This window comes from Rhodanobacter sp. B04, assembly GCF_002001125.1.
Lineage (GTDB): Bacteria > Pseudomonadota > Gammaproteobacteria > Xanthomonadales > Rhodanobacteraceae > Rhodanobacter.
The window spans coordinates 437,603-454,558 of sequence record NZ_MUNV01000026.1; the positions used below are offsets into that span (position 1 = coordinate 437,603).

Below are 16,956 nucleotides of genomic sequence, written 5' to 3' on the forward strand. Positions count from 1 at the left end.
GCTAGAGCATGTGCACGGCAGTGGGAATCGCATCACCGAACCACTTGTGCCGTTCGTCGCGGCAGCTGGGGCTGCCCATCGCGAATTTGCGGCAGATCATCGGACGATCCGCGTAAATCGTGCAGCCCGACGTATGGGGATTGACCGCGGCGCACCAGCCGTCCTCCCCCTTGGCCAGGGTTTCCAGGCCATGCTCATCGCGGTGGATCAGCCAGGTCGGCACGCGGTCTTCCGGCATCAGCACCACGGTCAGGCGGCAGCACACGGCCTCGCAGGTCGTGCACTGCACGCTCGGGTCGACGCTTTCCGCGTAGGGATCGGGGAGGCTGTTCACTCGTCAGCATGACAGCTTCATCCGGTGCGAATGTGAACTGCACGTTGCGAGCGACGCGCTCAATCCTTCGTATCGCGCCACAGCGCCTGCCAGCCATCGACGCCGAGCTTTTGCAGCGTCTCGATATTGCGCCGGTAGATGCTGTCGGTATCGCCCATCGCATCCATCGCGCGCTCGATGCTCGATTCGCGCAGCAGGTGCAGCGTCGGGTAGGGCGAGCGGTTGCTGAAGTTCTCGATGTCGTCCTTCGCGCTGTCGGCAAACTGGTAGTGGGGATGGAAGCTGGCGACCTGCCATTCGCCTTCCAGCCCCAGCGTCTGCACCGCCGCATCGGCCACGTCGAGGAAGTCGTTGTAGTCGAAGAAGTCGGTCAGCACGAACGGGTGGATCAGCAGGCCGGTTTCGCATTCGTCCGGCGTCAGCGCATTGAGCGACTGCAGCTCGCCGCACAGGTCGTCCAGCAGCGCGTCGGTATCGCGGGCGTGGCTGACCCGCATGCGCAGCTTGCCCTGCACATGCGGCGCGCGGGCGAACGGGCACAGGTTGAGGCCGATCACCGCCCGCTCCAGCCAGCGCGTGGTGGCGGCGATGTACGGCGCATCCGCAGGCAGCGCATCCGCGTTGATCTCGGTGCCGGAGGGCGGCGGTATGTCGTTCATGCGTCTCTCGCGGGGCAGCGTCGGCGACGACTATAGCGGCTGCGGCACCAGCCCGTTCCTGCTGCCCAGGCATCCAGCACACCGGGCCTGCGACTTGCGCCGTGGCCGCACGCAGGAACTTGCATGGCGAAAAACTGCTTTAATGGACGACCCGGATGCGGTCGTGTCACCTGCTGCAGCACCGCTTTTGACCAGGATGCCCTAGTGGATGGTTTGACCCCAACGACCGCAGATACCTTGCACGAAGAGAGCCGCGAGCATTCCCGGGCCGGCGGCTTCCCGGTCGCGTTTCCCGGGGCGGATCGGGCGCACGAGTGGCGGCCTGTCGCGGTCAGGTGCGAGTGTGCCCATCCGCGTCAGCTGGCCAGGCCCGACAGCTTGGGCGACATGCCGGTGCGAGGGCAGGGAAGCGTGTCGATCGCGTGCACCGCACATCATCCATCGGCGGGTGCATGCCGCCAGATGGGCGCAGGCCTGCGTACCTGCGCCGATCCCAACGATGCACGAGATGTCCCGCGAAAACCGGCCCGCGTGCACCTGGTGGCGCCGGCGCGCTGGAAATCCGCCGACGCCTCGGCACGCCGTCGCATCGATCGGACGGTTCTGATGCCGGCACCCACCCACTGGGTGCGTTCGCGGGTCGTGTCCGGTCGAACGACTTCGAGCGCACCGTCGAGTTCGGCGGAAGGCTGGCTGTTGCCACCCACATGGCCACTGGATCGATGGCACGTCACGGCAGCGGCTGGTTTGCGCCGGGTCGCCGGCATCCGGATCACGCTGTGGGCGCAGGCGCGAAGGATGTCGTGGCCGGGCTGGGCAGGTGCATACCGGCACCGGCTCGCGGCTGGCATCGCCATCGGCGCCGTCGCGGGTCTTGCCTGCCTGTCGCTGCAACTGCGCATGTCACCCCCCGGCATGCGCCCAACTCCGGCCGGGACGCCGGCCCTCACGCCGGCAACGCCTGCGCATGCCGCATCCCCGCGGTCTTTGCCGGCCATGCCGATTCCCGCACCGGTGGTTGCTGCGCCGGTCGCGGCAAGCGAACCGGCGACCCCGGCGGCGCTTCGTCCCGGATCGGCCGAAACCGGTCGCAGCCTGATATCCGACGTCAGCACGATGGACCTGATGATGCCGATCGAGGAGCCCGACCTGGACATCGCCTCCCGGCAGAGCCTGTGGTCGGAAGTGGGCAAGGCTTACGGCGTCGATCCGCTGCTGCTCTACAGCGTCGCCCTGGTGGAGTCGAAGGCGTTGTATCCGGATGGCAAGGTCGCGCCCACGCCGTGGCTGTTCCGCGTCAACGATCATCTGGTGCGTGGCCAGCGCCATGACGTGCAACTGGCGATGGCGGCGGCAAGCCAGTTCAATTCGGCGGTGCAGGATGTCGGCATCATGCAGGTCTACTACCCGATGCATCGGGACGCCGTGCGCGACCCGCTGGCTCTGCTGAACCCGCGCACCAACATCAGCGTGGCCGCGAAGATCCTGCGCGATGGCATGCACGAGACCCGCGACCAGGTGCTGGGCGTGGGCTACTACCACAGCCACACGCCGGCGCTGGCCAGGGATTACGGCACCGCCGTGCTGACCGTTTACCAGCGGCTGAAAGCGATCCACCGTCCGCTGGCGCACGGGCAGCTCGTGGCGCGCTAGCCGTCTGAAGCCAAGGCTGCCTTGCTCCTTCAAGACATCAGATCCGGCGCATGTTCGTCCCAGGCTAGGGACACGCCCATATCGGGCGTGGCTGGCGTGCGCTTCCCGCGCTGCATGCATGGCCTTGCATCGGCGCCGTAGCGCCCGGATATAAGCGGCATTGTTCCTGCTGGCACGGCTCCATGCTCACCTTGCTGTTCGACAACGCGTTCGTGCGCGAGCTGCCCGGCGATCCGGAGCAGGGTGCGCGTCTGCGCCAGGTCGACGGTGCGCTGTATTCACGCGTCGAGCCCACGCCGGTGGCCGCGCCGCATTTGCTGGCGCATTCGGTGGAGATGGCGGCGACACTCGGTTTCAGCGAGGCGGATGTGGCCACGCCCGAATTCGCCCGGCTGTTCGGCGGCAATGCCCTGCTCGAGGGCATGCAGCCGTATGCGGCCAACTATGGCGGACACCAGTTCGGCCATTGGGCCGGACAGCTCGGCGACGGGCGAGCCATTTCGCTGGGCGAGGCGATCAATCCGGCCGGCGAGCGCTGGGAGCTGCAGCTGAAAGGCGCCGGATTGACGCCGTATTCGCGCGGCGCGGACGGTCGCGCGGTGCTGCGTTCGTCGGTGCGCGAATTCCTGTGCAGCGAGGCGATGCACCACCTTGGCGTGCCGACCACGCGCGCCTTGAGCCTGGTCGACAGCGGCGAGCCGGTGCTGCGCGACATGTTCTATGACGGCAACGCTGCGCCGGAGCCTGGCGCCGTCGTGTGCCGCGTCGCGCCCTCGTTCATCCGTTTCGGCAATTTCGAATTGCCTGCCTCGCGCGGTGACACGGCGCTGTTGCGGCAACTGGTCGATTTCACCATCCGGCGTGACTTCCCGGAACTCGGCGGGCAGGGCGAGGCGCTGTATGCGGAGTGGTTCGCGCAGGTGTGCGAGCGCACCGCGCGGATGATCGGGCACTGGATGCGCGTGGGCTTCGTGCATGGCGTGATGAACACCGACAACATGTCGATCCTCGGCCTCACCATCGACTACGGTCCGTATGGCTGGATCGACAATTACGATCCGGAATGGACGCCGAACACCACCGACGCGCAGCGCCGCCGCTACCGCTTCGGCCAGCAGCCGAACGTGGCGTGGTGGAACCTGAGCCGCCTGGCCGGTGCGCTGGCGCCGCTGTTTGCCGGCGTGGAAGCGCTGCAGGCCGGACTGGATCGCTACGCAGCGGCTTATGCCGCTGCCGATCGCGCCAACATCGCCGCCAAACTCGGTCTGGCCGAATGCCGCGATGACGACGTGGCGCTGATGCAGTCGCTGCAGTCGCTGATGCAGCAGGCCGAGATCGACATGACGCTGTGGTTCCGTGCGCTGGCCGACGTCGACGTGCGGAGACCGACGCTCGATCCGTTCAACGACGCGTTCTATGACGCAGCGAAACGAAGCGCGGCGGAGCCGGCACTCCACGACTGGCTGGTGCGCTACGCGGCGCGGCTTGCCGAGGATCCGTTGCCGGCTTCGCAACGTCGCGAAAAGATGCATGCGGTGAATCCGCGCTACGTGCTGCGCAATTACCTGGCCCAGCAGGCGATCGACCGTGCCGAGCAGGGCGATCCCGGCGGCATCGCCGAACTGCTCGAGGTGATGCGCCGTCCCTATGACGACCAGCCCGGTCGTGAAGCATTCGCGCAGAAACGCCCCGACTGGGCGCGGCACAAGGCCGGTTGCTCGATGCTGTCGTGCAGTTCGTGAGCCCTGCGGAACCTCGAAACCCCTCAAAAGTCCGTCATCCCAGCGAAAGCTGGGATCCAGCGCCTCCAGTCCGTCGAATAACCAAGGCTCTGGATTCCAGCTTTCGCTGGAACGACGAGCTTGCAGCAGAGTTCATTCGTGGTCATAAAAATGGTGCCCTCGAGACGATTCGAACGTCCGACCTGCCCCTTAGGAGGGGGCCGCTCTATCCAACTGAGCTACGAGGGCAGCGGCGGGATTTTCGCATGGATCCCCGAAAGGTGCGATCCGGCAGGAACGGGCAGCCTGCTAGAATTGGCATTTTGCACGTATTCAATTCACGGCGCCGGCAGGCGCCACACCAGCTCAGGAGACATCCATGTCCCACGCAATCCTCACCGCACTTGGCCTGCACGGCGAGCAGTCCGGCACGTACCTCGGCCAGGGCGAGTGGTCGAAGACCACCGATGCCGGCGCGCTGCAGCCGGTGAACCCGGCGACCGGCGAGGTGCTCGGTACCGTGCATGCTTCCAGCGCCGCCGACTACGAGGTGATCGTCAAGCGTGCGCAGGCCGCCTTCAAGGTATGGCGCACCACGCCGGCACCGCAGCGCGGTGAGGCGGTGCGCCTGTGCGGCGAGGCGCTGCGCAAGCACAAGGATGCGCTCGGTTCGCTGGTGGCGCTGGAGATGGGCAAGATCAAGCCCGAGGGCGACGGCGAAGTGCAGGAGATGATCGACATCGCCGATTTCGCGGTGGGCCAGAGCCGCATGATGTACGGCGCCACCATGCACTCGGAGCGCCCGGGCCATCGCATGTACGACCAGTACCACCCGCTGGGTCTGGTCGGCATCATCAGCGCGTTCAACTTTCCGGTCGCGGTGTGGGCATGGAACTCGTTCCTCGCCACCATCGCCGGCGACATCTGCATCTGGAAGCCGTCGCCGAAGACGCCGCTGTCGGCGATCGCCACCCTCCGCATCTGCAACGAGGCGCTGAAGGCCGGCGGTTTCCCCGACCTGTTCTTCCTGTTCAACGATGCCGGCACCGAGCTGTCGCAGGCCTTCGTCGACGACAAGCGCATCCCGCTGATCAGCTTCACCGGCTCGACCAAGGTCGGCCGCATGGTCGGCGAGCGCGTGGCGCAGCGCATGGGCCGCTCGCTGCTGGAGCTGGGCGGCAACAACGCGATCATCCTGGACGAAAGCGCCGACCTGAAGCTGGCGATCCCGGGCATCGTGTTCGGCGCCGTCGGCACCGCCGGCCAGCGCTGCACCACCACGCGGCGCCTGTTCGTGCACGAGTCGATCTACCAGAACGTGCTGGAGACCCTGGTCAAGGCGTACAAGCAGGTCGAGGGCAAGATCGGCGATCCGAACCTGTCGACCACACTGATGGGGCCGCTCAACAGCCCGGAAGCCGTGCAGGGTTACCTCGCCGCGGTCGAGAAGGCCAAGGCCGCGGGCGGCACGATCGCCACCGGCGGTGCGGCGCTGACCGACCGCAAGGGCAACTTCGTGTTGCCGACGATCGTCACCGGCATCGCCAACTCGCATGACGTCGTGCAGACCGAGACGTTCGCGCCGATCCTGTACGTGATGCCGTTCAAGACGCTGGACGAGGCGATCGAGATGCAGAACGACGTGCCGCAGGGCCTGTCCTCGTCGATCTTCACCAACAACCTGCGCGCGGGCGAGCAGTTCCTGTCGGCGGCCGGTTCGGACTGCGGCATCGCCAACGTCAACATCGGCACCTCCGGTGCCGAGATCGGCGGCGCGTTCGGCGGCGAGAAGGAGACCGGCGGCGGTCGCGAGTCGGGTTCCGACGCATGGAAGGTCTACATGCGCCGCCAGACCAACACGATCAACTACTCGACCTCGCTGCCGCTGGCCCAGGGCATCAAGTTCGACCTGTAAGAGAGGTGATCCGGTCACTGACGGTTCGCCGTCCGCGACCGTTGGCAACGCGTATCGGCACCCTCCGTCATCCACAGCGAGTGCAGCGGCGATGAGTTATCAACCTGCGTACCAGCCCGTTTCGCGTACCAGTTCGCTGGCGATCGTGAGCCTGGTGTTCGGCATCCTCAGCTGGTGCCTGTTGCCGTTCATCGGGGCGATCGTGGCGATCGTCTGTGGCCACCTGGCGCGCAGCGAAATCCGCCATGCTGCGGTCGGCAACGTCATCGAGGGTGATGGCATGGCGATCGCCGGGCTGGTGCTCGGTTATGTGCATCTGGCCGTCTGGTTGCTCGTGCTGCTGGTGGTGCTGGGCATATTGTTTCTGGGCGCCGGCCTGCACTGGCATTGACTGCATGGTCAAGTCGGCACCGTTTGATTTTGGCGACTGGCGTGTCGTCGTGGCCGGCGGCAGCCGCGGCATCGGTCGCAGCATCGCCTTGGCGTTTGCTCAGGCCGGCGCCGCAGTTTCGATCTGCGCACGTGGCGAAGTCGCGCTGGAGGAAACCCGGCAGATGATCGCTGGCTGCGGTGTGGCCGCACACGCGCAGTCATGTGATCTGGCCGATGCGAAGGCCATCGAGGACTATGTCGCGAGTGCCGCCAGCGCGCTCGGCGGTATCGACGTACTGGTGAACAACGCCAGCGGCTACGGTTTCGGCGACAACGACGAAGCGTGGCTGGCCGATTTCAACGTCGACCTGATGGCCGCGGTGCGCGCCTCGCGGGTCGCGCTGCCGCATCTGGCGAAATCGGCACATGCCAGCATCCTGCATACCAGTTCGATCGCGGCATTGCGCCCGCGACCGGGTGGCCCGTCGTATGCCGCGATGAAGGGTGCGCTGAGCCACTACACGACGTCACAGGCATTGGTACTGGCCGAACAGCGTATCCGGGTCAACGCCATCGCGCCCGGCTCGATCGAGTTTGCCGGCGGCATGTGGGATCGCTGCAGGCATGAGGATCCGGCGCGCTACGCCGCCGTGCTGGCCAAGATCCCGTTCGGCCGCTACGGCACGCCGGAGGAGGTTGCCCATGCGGCGTTGTTCCTCGCCTCGCCGTGGGCTGGTTGGATCACCGGGCAGACCCTGGTCGTCGATGGCGGCCAGATGCTGCATGGCTGAGCGAAGCGGAGTCGATCAGATGAGCGACCTGCAGTCCACCGCGCGTTTCAGCGATCGCGTCGACGACTACGTGCGCTACCGGCCCGACTATCCGCCGGCCTTGCTCGATTGGCTGCAGCGCGAGCAGGGTGTCGATACCCGCTGGCGGGTGGCCGACATCGGCGCCGGCACCGGCATCTCGTCGAAGATGTTTCTCGACGCCGGTTATCGCGTGACTGCGGTGGAGCCAAATGCGCCGATGCGTGCGGCAGCCCAGCACTCGCTGGGTGCGTACGATGGCTTTCATGCTGTCGACGGCGCCGCCGATGCGACGGGACTTGCCGACGCCAGCGTGGACCTGGTCGCCGTGGCGCAGGCGTTCCACTGGTTCGATGAGGAAGCGACGCGGCGTGAGTTCGCGCGCATCCTGCGCCCGCGCGGGCTGGCGGCGATCTGGTGGAATTCGCGCCGGCTGACCGGCACGCGCTTCCTCGAAGGCTACGAGGCGTTGCTGCAGGCTTATGGTACCGATTACACCAGCGTGGCCGAACGCTACGCCGACGATGCGCGCATGCGTGCCTGGTTTGGTGACGGCTGGCGTGGCAGCGCCAGCTTCGAGCATGGCCAGCGGCTGGACTTCGAGGCACTGCGCGGCAGGCTGATGTCCTCCTCCTATGCGCCGCAGGCCGGCCATCCCATGCACGGGCCGATGCTGCACGCACTGCGCGAACTGTTCGACGCCTGCTCGGAGCACGGCACGGTAAGCTTCGATTACGTCACCCGCATCTTTGCCGGACACCTGGCCTGACCCATGTACGACTACCTGCGCCCGCTGCTGTTCAAGCTCGATCCCGAGACCGCACATCACCTCACCCTGTACGGCCTGGGCGTGGCCCAGCGCAGCAACTTCGCGCACTGGATCGCGAAGCCACCGGCCGATCTGCCGACCACGGTGTTCGGCATCACATTCCCGAATCCGGTCGGTCTGGCCGCCGGGTTGGACAAGAACGCCGAGCATCTCGATGCGCTCGACACGCTCGGTTTCGGCTTCATCGAGGTGGGTACCGTCACGCCGCTGCCGCAGCCCGGCAACGACAAGCCGCGCATGTTCCGACTGGCGCAGCACGAGGCGATCATCAACCGGCTCGGCTTCAACAACGGCGGCGTCGAGGCGCTGGTGCGCAACGTGCAGCAATCCAGCTACCACGGCGTGCTCGGCATCAACATCGGCAAGAACAAGGACACGCCGAACGAGAAGGCGGTCAACGATTACCTGACCTGCCTGCACAAGGTCTACGAGCACGCCAGCTACGTCACGGTGAACATCTCCTCACCGAACACGCAGGGGCTGCGCGACCTGCAGCAGGAAGCCACGTTGTACAAGTTCATCTCGCTGTTGCGCGCGGCGCAGGAGCGGCTGGGCTCGCAGGCTGGCCGGCGCAAGCCGATGCTGCTGAAGATCGCACCGGATTTGAGCGAGGCCGAGCTGGACTCGATTGCCGAGGTCTTGCTGCGCACCGGCATCGACGGCGTGATCTGCAGCAACACCACGATCGACCACGCTGCCGTGGCCGACGATCCGCATGGCGGCGAAACCGGCGGCCTGTCCGGCAAGCCCTTGTTCGAACGCGCCACCGCGGTGCTGGCCGGCATGCACCGGCGCCTGCAGGGGCGCATCCCGCTGGTTGGCGTGGGCGGTATCCTCGACGGCAGCGACGCGGCCGAGAAGATGGATGCCGGTGCCTCGCTGGTGCAGGTCTATTCGGGCCTGATTTATCGCGGTCCGCAACTCGTTGGCGAATGCGTCAACGAAATCCGTCGCCAGCGCGAGGCTGCCCATGCTGCCTGAACGCACGGACATGGGGGGTTACACGCTCATCGAAAACGCCTCGCTGGCGAACCGCAATACGCTGCGCGTGGCCGCACGGGCGAAGCTGCTGGCCGAGATGCGCGACGCCAGCAAATTGCCTGAACTGCTTGGTTTTCCGGCTATCGGCAACGACCGGTTGCTGGTATTGGGCGAGGGCAGCAACGTACTTTTCACCGGCGATTTCGACGGTACCGTGCTGGCGATGGAAACCCGAGGCGTGCAGGTGGAAAGTGATGGCGACAGCGCACGCATCGCGGTCGCCGCTGGCGAACGCTGGGACGATTTCGTGCGCTGGACCCTGGGCCAGGGCTACGCGGGCCTGGAGAACCTGATCCTGATCCCAGGCACCGTCGGCGCCGCGCCGATCCAGAACATCGGCGCCTACGGCTGCGAAGTGGCCGAGTTCATCGAGAGTGTGGAAGCGTGGGACATCCGCGAACGCGGCGTGGTGACGCTCGATCATGCGACCTGCGCGTTCGGTTATCGCGACTCGCTGTTCAAGCACGAACCGGGCCGTTACATCGTCACCGCCGTGCGCTTCGTGTTGCCGCGCAGCCGTCCGCTGCGCACCGACTACGCCGGCATCAACGAGCAACTGGCACGGATGGGCGTCGACAAGCCCGCGCCGTTCCACGTGGCCGAAGCCGTGGTGCACCTGCGCACGAGCAAGTTGCCCGATCCGATGGTGATCGGCAACGCCGGCAGCTTCTTCAAGAACCCGATCATCGACGCGGCGCCGGCGGATGCGCTCAAGCGCGAACATCCCGGGCTGGCCGTGTGGCCACAACCCGACGGCCGGTGCAAGGTATCCGCTGCCTGGATGATCGAGGCAGCCGGTTTCAAGGGCGTCCGCGAGGGTGATGCGGGGATCTCCAATCGGCATGCGCTGGTGCTGGTCAATCATGGCAAGGCCAGCGGCCCCGAGCTGTGGGCGCTGGCGCAGCAGGTGATTGCGGGTGTCGCGGCAAAGTTCGCCGTGCGGCTGGAGCCGGAGCCGGTGGTGATCGGCGCCGGCTGATTGCCGGCCGCGCCAGGCGACCCTTCACGCAACCGAAATAGCACGCATGCCAGCATGTGCGCCTTGCCACGGCCGTGAAGGAATGCCGCGATGGGTATCAGCAATGTTGCCGATGTACTGGTCGAAACCCTCGCCCAGGCCGGGGTGAAACGTATCCATGGACTGGTCGGCGACAGCCTCAACGGCATCACCGAGTCATTGCGACAGCGCAAGGACATCAGCTGGTTTCACTATCGGCATGAAGAGGCCGCGGCCTTCGCCGCCAGCGCCGAATCGCAATTGACCGGCGAGCTGGCCGTATGTGCCGGCTCCTGCGGACCGGGCAACCTGCACCTGATCAACGGGCTGTACGACGCCCAGCGCACGCGTACCCCGGTGCTGGCCATCGCCGCGCATATTCCTTCCGTGGAAATCGGCAGCGACTATTTTCAGGAAACCCATCCGCAGAACCTGTTCCAGGAATGCAGCCACTACTGCGAACTGGTCAGCGACGCTTCGCAGATCCATCGCGCCGCGGCCATCGCGATCCGTACCGCGATCGCCAAGCGTGGCGTGGCGGTCCTGGTGATACCCGGCGATGTCGCACTGTCGGCCGCCTCCGGCCCGGTGGTTTCCACCGCCGGCCTGCTGGCGCCGGCACCGCAGGTCACGCCACCGCCGGCGCAGCTCGATCGGCTGGCCGAGCTGCTCGGCAGCGGCCGCAAGGTCACCCTGTTCTGCGGGCGCGGTTGCGCGGGCGCGCACGATGCGGTGATCCGGCTGGCGGAAACGCTGAAGGCGCCGGTGGTGCACGCGCTGGGCGGCAAGGAATACGTCGAGTGGGACAACCCCTACGACGTCGGCATGACCGGCCTGATCGGTTTCAGCTCCGGCTACGAAGCGATGATGGCTTGCGACACGCTGTTGCTGCTCGGTACCGATTTTCCATACCGGCAGTTCTTTCCCAGCGACGCGAAGATCTGCCAGATCGATTTGCGTGCCGAAAACCTGGGGCGCCGCTGTCATCTGGACATGGGCCTGGTCGGTGACGTCAACGCCACCGTCGCGGCGCTGCTGCCGCGCCTGAAACCCGCTGCGGACGACAGCCATCTCAAGCAAAGCGTGGCCAACTATCGCAAGGCGCGCGAAGGTCTCAACGACCTGGCAACCGGCAAAGCCGGCAGCAAACCGATCCACCCGCAGTACGTCGCCAAGGTGGTCAGTGACGCAGCCAGCGACGATGCCGTGTTCACTTGCGACGTCGGTACGCCCACGATCTGGGCTGCACGCTATCTGCAGATGAACGGTCGTCGCCGCCTGCTCGGTTCGTTCGTGCACGGCTCGATGGCCAATGCGATGCCGCAGGCGATCGGTGCGCAGACCGCGTATTCCAAGCGGCAAGTAGTCAGCCTGTCCGGTGACGGCGGTTTCAGCATGCTGATGGGCGACCTGCTCACCTTGGTGCAGCACGAGCTGCCGGTGAAGATCGTGGTGTTCAACAACGGCACGCTGGGTTTCGTGGAACTGGAGATGAAGGCCTCCGGCTTCCTGCCGGTGGGCGTGTCCCTGGACAATCCCGACTTCGCCGCCGTGGCGCGTGCCGCCGGTATCTATGGCGTGCGCGTCGAAGACCCGGGCGATCTGGAAAAAGCCGTGCGCGACGCCTTCGCCCATGACGGCCCGGCACTGGTCGACGTGGTGACCAACCGGCAGGAGTTGTCGATGCCGCCGAAGATCCAGCTTGAACAGATGAAGGGTTTCAGCCTGTGGGCGTTGCGCACCGTGATGAACGGGCGTGGCGACGAATTGATCGAACTGGCACGCAGCAATCTGCTGCGCTGAGCTGATTGCGCACCCGCAATGCTCAGCTTGGTTTGTACTTTTGATCCGAAGCACAGGGCTTTCGTGCTCCTGCGGAGCCCGAGTTACTTTTCTCTTGCGTGGCCAAGAGAAAAGTAACCAAAAGAGAAGGCCACCCCGCTTGGCGCTTGCCGGGCATCCTGCCCGGCAAGTCCGTGAGCCGGAGCCGGGCTTTTCGACAGGACTCCTCGCCCTCCAACGGAGGCGAAAGCTCTGCACTCGATCAACAAAATGAGCAAGCGCATCGCGGCTGAAGCCGCTCCAACAAATAAGCTACGCGCGAGCCCGCTTCTCGATATCCGGCAAAAACACCGTGATCAACCCCATCAACGGCAGATACGCACACAACCGGTAGACGTATTCGATGCCATGCGCATCGGCCAATCCGCCGAGCACGGCGGCGCCGATACCGCCCATGCCGAAGGCAAAACCAAAGAACAGTCCCGAAATCATGCCGACCCGGCCGGGGATCAGCTCCTGCGCGTAGACCAGGATCGCGGAGAACGCCGAGGCCAGGATCAGACCGATGATCACCGTCAGCACGCCGGTCCACATCAGGTTCGCATGCGGCAGCAGCAGGGTGAACGGCGCCACGCCGAGGATCGATACCCAGATCACCCATTTGCGCCCGATGCGGTCGCCGATCGGGCCGCCGATCAGCGAGCCGGCCGCCACCGCGAACAGGAACACGAACAGGTGTACCTGCGCGCTCTGCACCGACACGCCGAACTTGTGGATCAGGTAGAAGGTGTAATAGCTGCTGAGGCTGGCCAGGTAGAAATACTTGGAGAAGATCAGCAGGCCGAGGATCGCCAGCGCACCGATGATCCGGTTGCGCGACAGCGCCACCACCGTCAGGTGTCGCGCCGCCGACTTGCTGCGCGCGACGTGATGCTGCGCATACCAGCGGCCGACCTGCAGCAGCACCACGATCGCCAGCAGTGCCGCCAGCGAGAACCATGCCACGCTGCCGCGCCCTTGCGGCACGATGATCCATGCGGCCAGCAGCGGCCCCAGCGACGCGCCGGTGTTGCCGCCTACCTGGAACAGCGATTGCGCCAGGCCATGCCGGCCGCCCGAGGCCATCCGCGCCACCCGCGAGGATTCCGGATGGAATACCGACGAGCCGGTGCCGACCAGCGCAGCCGCCAGCAACAGGATCGGGAAGTTCGGCGCCACCGCCAGCAGCAACAGGCCGCACAGGGTGAAGCCCATGCCCACCGGCAGCGAGTAAGGCATCGGCCGGCGGTCGGTGACCATGCCGACCAGCGGCTGCAGCATCGAGGCGGTGAGCTGATAGGTCAGCGTGATCAGGCCGACCTGGGCGAAGCTCAGGTGAAAATCGTTTTTCAGGACCGGGTAGATCGCCAGCAGCAGCGACTGGATCATGTCGTTGAGCATGTGCGCGAAGCTGATGCCGCCAAGCACGCCGAAGGCGGTGCCTTCGGCATGCTGTACCGGTTGCGTCATCGCTGGGGTCGTCGGCTGAGCCGCTAGGCTCGCCTCGTCGACGCGGGTATCCATGGACAAATCTCGGGGATGGGGGAGGGGCATTGCATTGCCAGGAGCGCCACTCTAGAGTGACGGGCGCGGGCCCGCATGCATCAGTGGGTCAAATGTTGTCGAATCCGGGCCACAGCTTCGCTCGCCATGCGCAATACACGGATCACCCATTACGAAGACACCCCGCGCGATGTCGTCACCACCGGCAACGACTATCCGCCGCACTACGTCCTGCCCCGCCATGCCCACAAGCGCGGCCAGCTGCTGTACGCCGCCACCGGCGTGGTCACGGTGATCACCGACGAAGGCAGCTGGGTGGTGCCGCCGCGCCGTGCGCTGTGGATTCCGGCCGGTGTCGCGCATGAGGTGCGCATGAGCGGCGTGGTGTCCACCCGCAGTGCCTATGTGAGGGACGCGGCTGCCGCGCAACTGCCGCGCCATTGCCGGGTGATCGGCGTGTCGCTGCTGCTGCACGCCTTGCTGCTGGAGGCCGTGGATCTGCCGGCGGAGTACGCACTGGACGGTCGCGATGGCCGGGTGATGGCGCTGCTGCTGGACGAGATCGCCGCGATGCCTGCGCTGGCGCTGAGCACGCCGTTGCCGCGCGATCCCCGGCTGGCCCGGCTATGTCGCGCCCTGATGGCGGCGCCGGCACTGGAAATCGACATCGACTCCATGGCGCACAAGGCCGGCATGAGCCGGCGCAGCTTCACCCGCCTGTTCCGCCAGCAGACCGGCATGAGTTTCAGCGCCTGGCGCCAGCAGGCTTGTCTGCTGGTGGCGTTGACCCGGCTGGGTGGCGGCGAATCGATCACCCAGGTGGCCGTCGACCTTGGCTACAGCAGCGCCAGCGCGTTCACCGCGGCGTTCCGGCGGGTACTCGGTGCCGCGCCCAGCCGCTACCTGGCATCGCACGAGCGCAACGACCGCGGCGTGGCCGAGGCATGAGCCGGTGTGCGCCCGGCAGTCGCATGAAGCGGCCACGGTCACTGGCATGTCAAAGTCGGCTGGCAAGCTGGGTCGGTGTTGCCCTGTCATATCACGGTCGCCATGCCGGCACGGGGTTACCATGTCTGCCCGCATGACAGTCTCTCGGGTCGCGCGACCTTTCTGACCGGATCATGGATTTGTGCCAATGAACAGCCGCATCGTCCGCGACACCTTGCCGACCGCCCCCTCCGTGCCGGCTGCCAATGAGGCGTTGCCAAACCCGGCAGAGGCATCGCAGGATCTCGGCGACAACCGGCTGTACATCCACCGCGAGCTGTCGCAGCTGCAGTTCAACATCCGCGTGCTGGACCAGGCGCTGGACGAGCGCACGCCGCTGCTGGAGCGGCTGAAATTCCTGCTGATCTTCTCGCGCAACATGGACGAGTTCTTCGAGATCCGCGTGGCCGGGCTGAAGGGCCAGATCGCGTTGGACCACGAACTGATCGGCCCGGATGGCATCCCGCCGCGCCGTGCACTGGCCGAGATCAGCGAGATCGCGCACCGGCAGATCGAGCGCCAGTACGCGATCCTCAACGAGCGCATCCTGCCGGAACTGGCTGCGCAGGGCATCCGCATCGTCCGCCGCACGCAGTGGACGCACAAGCAGAAGCTGTGGGTGCGCCGCTATTTCCGCGAGGAGGTGGCGCCGCTGATCACGCCGATCGGACTCGATCCGACCCACCCGTTCCCGCTGCTGGTCAACAAGAGCCTGAACTTCATCGTGCGGCTGGATGGCGTCGACGCGTTCGGCCGCGATTCGGGCCTGGCGATCGTGCCGGCGCCGCGCGTGCTGCCGCGGTTGATCCGCCTGCCGCAGGAGATCTGCGAGGGCGGCGACAACTACGTGCTGCTGTCCTCGATGATCCATGCGCACGCCGAGGAACTGTTTCCCGGCATGACCGTGCTCGGCTGCTACCAGTTCCGGCTGACTCGCAACGCCGACCTCACGCTCGATCCGGAAGACGTCGAGGATCTGGCGCTGGCCCTGCGCGGCGAGCTGTACTCCCGTCGCTTCGGCGACGCGGTGCGATTGGAGGTGGCCGACAACTGCCCGAAGGACCTGGCCGACTACCTGCTCAAGCAGTTCGGCCTCGGCGAGTCGGAGCTGTACGAGGTGAACGGCCCGGTGAACCTGGCCCGCCTGTTCAGCATCGCCAGCAACGCCAGCTACCCGCAGCTGCAGTACCGCCCGTTCACGCCGGTCCTGCCGAAAGCGCTCAAGCATGCCGAAGACCTGTTCCAGGTGATCGGCAAGCAGGACGTGCTGCTGCTCCATCCGTACGAATCGTTCTCGCCGGTGATCGACCTGCTGCGCCAGGCGGCCAAGGATCCGCAGGTGCTGGCGATCAAGCAGACGCTGTACCGCACCAACGCGAATTCGGAAATCGTCGATGCGCTGGTCGACGCGGCGCGCGCGGGCAAGGAAGTGACCGCGGTGGTCGAGCTGCGCGCGCGCTTCGACGAGGAATCCAACCTCACGCTCGCATCGCGCCTGCAGCAGGCCGGCGCGATGGTGATCTACGGGGTGGTCGGCATCAAGACGCATGCCAAGCTGATGCTGATCCAGCGCCGCGAAGGCAGCGAGCTGGTGCGCTACGCGCACATGGGCACCGGCAACTACCACACCGGCAACGCGCGCCTGTACACCGACTACAGCCTGCTCACCTCCGACGAGGCGCTGTGCGAGGACGTGCACAAGCTGTTCAGCCAGCTTACCGGCATGGGCAAGGTGCTGCGCATGAAGAAGCTGCTGCATGCGCCGTTCACGCTGAAGAAGACCCTGCTCGAATTGATCGCACACGAGACGGCGCATGCCGCGGCCGGCAAGCCGGCGCAGATCGTCATCAAGGTGAACGCGCTGACCGAGCCGAAGGTGATCCGCGCGCTGTACAAGGCCAGCATCGCCGGCGTGCAGGTCGACCTGATCGTGCGCGGCGTGTGCTGCCTGCGGCCGGGCATGGAGGGTGTGTCCGAGAACATCCGCGTGCGTTCGATCATCGGGCGCTTCCTCGAACACAGCCGCGTCTACTGGTTCGCCAACGATGGCGAGCCGCAGCTCTACCTGGCCAGCGCCGACCTGATGGAGCGCAACCTGGATCGCCGCGTCGAGGCGGCGTTCCCGCTGGAAGGCAAGAAGCTGCAGCAGCGCGTGCGCAATGCACTGGATCTCTATCTCGCCGACAACACCAGTGCGCTGCTGCTGCAGGCCGATGGCCAGTACGTGCGGCCGCTCGTGGCCACTGACGAGCCGGTCCGCAACGTGCAGGGTGAATTGCTGGAGAAGCTTTGCGGGGTCAGCGCGGGCGGCTGAA

At 66.1% G+C, this 16,956-nt stretch carries 14 protein-coding genes and 1 tRNA gene; 11 read left to right on the forward strand and 4 right to left on the reverse strand.

The window, feature by feature from the left end:
- Nucleotide 1 precedes the first annotated feature (1 nt).
- The gene (locus tag B0E46_RS16780; protein WP_077556859.1) at nucleotides 2-334 is read right to left on the reverse strand and encodes a YkgJ family cysteine cluster protein; all 333 of its coding nucleotides are present in this window, start codon (nucleotides 332-334) and stop codon (nucleotides 2-4) included.
- 59 nt (nucleotides 335-393) lie between these two features.
- Nucleotides 394-993: a DUF1415 domain-containing protein gene (locus B0E46_RS16785; RefSeq protein ID WP_077556860.1), complete on the reverse strand. Its 600-nt coding sequence runs from the start codon at nucleotides 991-993 to the stop codon at nucleotides 394-396.
- 462 nt (nucleotides 994-1,455) lie between these two features.
- Here B0E46_RS16785 and B0E46_RS18025 point away from each other — a divergent pair, with 462 nt between their 5' ends.
- Together B0E46_RS18025 and B0E46_RS16795 are read left to right on the forward strand one after the other, a co-directional pair.
- Nucleotides 1,456-2,646, forward strand: a complete 1,191-nt coding sequence (locus B0E46_RS18025) for a transglycosylase SLT domain-containing protein (RefSeq protein ID WP_254425193.1) — start codon at nucleotides 1,456-1,458, stop codon at nucleotides 2,644-2,646.
- A 182-nt stretch (nucleotides 2,647-2,828) separates the two neighbouring features.
- Nucleotides 2,829-4,388: a YdiU family protein gene (locus B0E46_RS16795; protein ID WP_077556861.1), complete on the forward strand. Its 1,560-nt coding sequence runs from the start codon at nucleotides 2,829-2,831 to the stop codon at nucleotides 4,386-4,388.
- Nucleotides 4,389-4,539: 151 nt separating this feature from the next.
- On the opposite strand, the gene B0E46_RS16800 is transcribed toward B0E46_RS16795, so the two are convergent.
- Nucleotides 4,540-4,616 (reverse strand) — tRNA-Arg (locus B0E46_RS16800).
- A gap of 130 nt (nucleotides 4,617-4,746) precedes the next feature.
- Between B0E46_RS16800 and B0E46_RS16805 the strand changes: the two genes are divergently transcribed.
- The 7 genes from B0E46_RS16805 (at nucleotide 4,747) to poxB (ending at nucleotide 12,133) form a co-directional block, all read left to right on the forward strand.
- The gene (locus B0E46_RS16805; protein ID WP_077556862.1) at nucleotides 4,747-6,282 is read left to right on the forward strand and encodes an aldehyde dehydrogenase family protein; all 1,536 of its coding nucleotides are present in this window, start codon (nucleotides 4,747-4,749) and stop codon (nucleotides 6,280-6,282) included.
- A gap of 91 nt (nucleotides 6,283-6,373) precedes the next feature.
- On the forward strand, nucleotides 6,374-6,673 hold the full coding sequence (locus B0E46_RS16810) for a DUF4190 domain-containing protein (protein ID WP_077556863.1): 300 nt from the start codon (nucleotides 6,374-6,376) through the stop codon (nucleotides 6,671-6,673).
- Nucleotides 6,674-6,677: 4 nt separating this feature from the next.
- Nucleotides 6,678-7,445: an SDR family oxidoreductase gene (locus B0E46_RS16815; protein ID WP_077556864.1), complete on the forward strand. Its 768-nt coding sequence runs from the start codon at nucleotides 6,678-6,680 to the stop codon at nucleotides 7,443-7,445.
- 19 nt (nucleotides 7,446-7,464) lie between these two features.
- Entirely contained in the window at nucleotides 7,465-8,232 is a 768-nt protein-coding gene (locus B0E46_RS16820; protein ID WP_077556865.1) for a class I SAM-dependent methyltransferase, read from the forward strand.
- Nucleotides 8,233-8,235: 3 nt separating this feature from the next.
- The gene (locus B0E46_RS16825) at nucleotides 8,236-9,273 is read left to right on the forward strand and encodes a quinone-dependent dihydroorotate dehydrogenase (RefSeq protein ID WP_077556866.1); all 1,038 of its coding nucleotides are present in this window, start codon (nucleotides 8,236-8,238) and stop codon (nucleotides 9,271-9,273) included.
- Nucleotides 9,274-9,283: 10 nt separating this feature from the next.
- Nucleotides 9,284-10,312 carry a UDP-N-acetylmuramate dehydrogenase gene (murB, locus tag B0E46_RS16830; protein WP_077556952.1) on the forward strand — a complete coding sequence of 343 codons (1,029 nt, stop codon included), beginning with the start codon at nucleotides 9,284-9,286 and terminating at the stop codon, nucleotides 10,310-10,312.
- A gap of 90 nt (nucleotides 10,313-10,402) precedes the next feature.
- On the forward strand, nucleotides 10,403-12,133 hold the full coding sequence (poxB, locus tag B0E46_RS16835) for a ubiquinone-dependent pyruvate dehydrogenase (protein ID WP_077556867.1): 1,731 nt from the start codon (nucleotides 10,403-10,405) through the stop codon (nucleotides 12,131-12,133).
- A gap of 291 nt (nucleotides 12,134-12,424) precedes the next feature.
- On the opposite strand, the gene B0E46_RS16840 is transcribed toward poxB, so the two are convergent.
- The gene (locus B0E46_RS16840) at nucleotides 12,425-13,675 is read right to left on the reverse strand and encodes an MFS transporter (RefSeq protein WP_077556868.1); all 1,251 of its coding nucleotides are present in this window, start codon (nucleotides 13,673-13,675) and stop codon (nucleotides 12,425-12,427) included.
- A gap of 126 nt (nucleotides 13,676-13,801) precedes the next feature.
- Here B0E46_RS16840 and B0E46_RS16845 point away from each other — a divergent pair, with 126 nt between their 5' ends.
- The gene (locus B0E46_RS16845) at nucleotides 13,802-14,602 is read left to right on the forward strand and encodes a helix-turn-helix transcriptional regulator (RefSeq protein WP_077556869.1); all 801 of its coding nucleotides are present in this window, start codon (nucleotides 13,802-13,804) and stop codon (nucleotides 14,600-14,602) included.
- Nucleotides 14,603-14,789: 187 nt separating this feature from the next.
- A complete protein-coding gene (gene ppk1, locus B0E46_RS16850; RefSeq protein WP_077556870.1) occupies nucleotides 14,790-16,955 on the forward strand; it encodes a polyphosphate kinase 1 in 2,166 nt (721 codons plus the stop codon).
- Nucleotide 16,956 lies beyond the last annotated feature (1 nt).

Bases quoted from the DNA above. Each gene is read 5' to 3' on its own strand.
- B0E46_RS18025 (WP_254425193.1), top strand. From the start codon at position 1,456: ATGGGCGCAGGCCTGCGTACCTGCGCCGATCCCAACGATGCACGAGAT.
- ppk1 (WP_077556870.1), top strand. From the start codon at position 14,790: ATGAACAGCCGCATCGTCCGCGACACCTTGCCGACCGCCCCCTCCGTG.
- B0E46_RS16795 (WP_077556861.1), top strand. From the start codon at position 2,829: ATGCTCACCTTGCTGTTCGACAACGCGTTCGTGCGCGAGCTGCCCGGC.
- B0E46_RS16840 (WP_077556868.1), bottom strand. From the start codon at position 13,675: ATGGATACCCGCGTCGACGAGGCGAGCCTAGCGGCTCAGCCGACGACC.
- B0E46_RS16845 (WP_077556869.1), top strand. From the start codon at position 13,802: ATGCGCAATACACGGATCACCCATTACGAAGACACCCCGCGCGATGTC.
- B0E46_RS16820 (WP_077556865.1), top strand. From the start codon at position 7,465: ATGAGCGACCTGCAGTCCACCGCGCGTTTCAGCGATCGCGTCGACGAC.
- B0E46_RS16825 (WP_077556866.1), top strand. From the start codon at position 8,236: ATGTACGACTACCTGCGCCCGCTGCTGTTCAAGCTCGATCCCGAGACC.
- B0E46_RS16810 (WP_077556863.1), top strand. From the start codon at position 6,374: ATGAGTTATCAACCTGCGTACCAGCCCGTTTCGCGTACCAGTTCGCTG.
- poxB (WP_077556867.1), top strand. From the start codon at position 10,403: ATGGGTATCAGCAATGTTGCCGATGTACTGGTCGAAACCCTCGCCCAG.
- B0E46_RS16815 (WP_077556864.1), top strand. From the start codon at position 6,678: ATGGTCAAGTCGGCACCGTTTGATTTTGGCGACTGGCGTGTCGTCGTG.
- B0E46_RS16805 (WP_077556862.1), top strand. From the start codon at position 4,747: ATGTCCCACGCAATCCTCACCGCACTTGGCCTGCACGGCGAGCAGTCC.
- B0E46_RS16785 (WP_077556860.1), bottom strand. From the start codon at position 993: ATGAACGACATACCGCCGCCCTCCGGCACCGAGATCAACGCGGATGCG.
- murB (WP_077556952.1), top strand. From the start codon at position 9,284: ATGGGGGGTTACACGCTCATCGAAAACGCCTCGCTGGCGAACCGCAAT.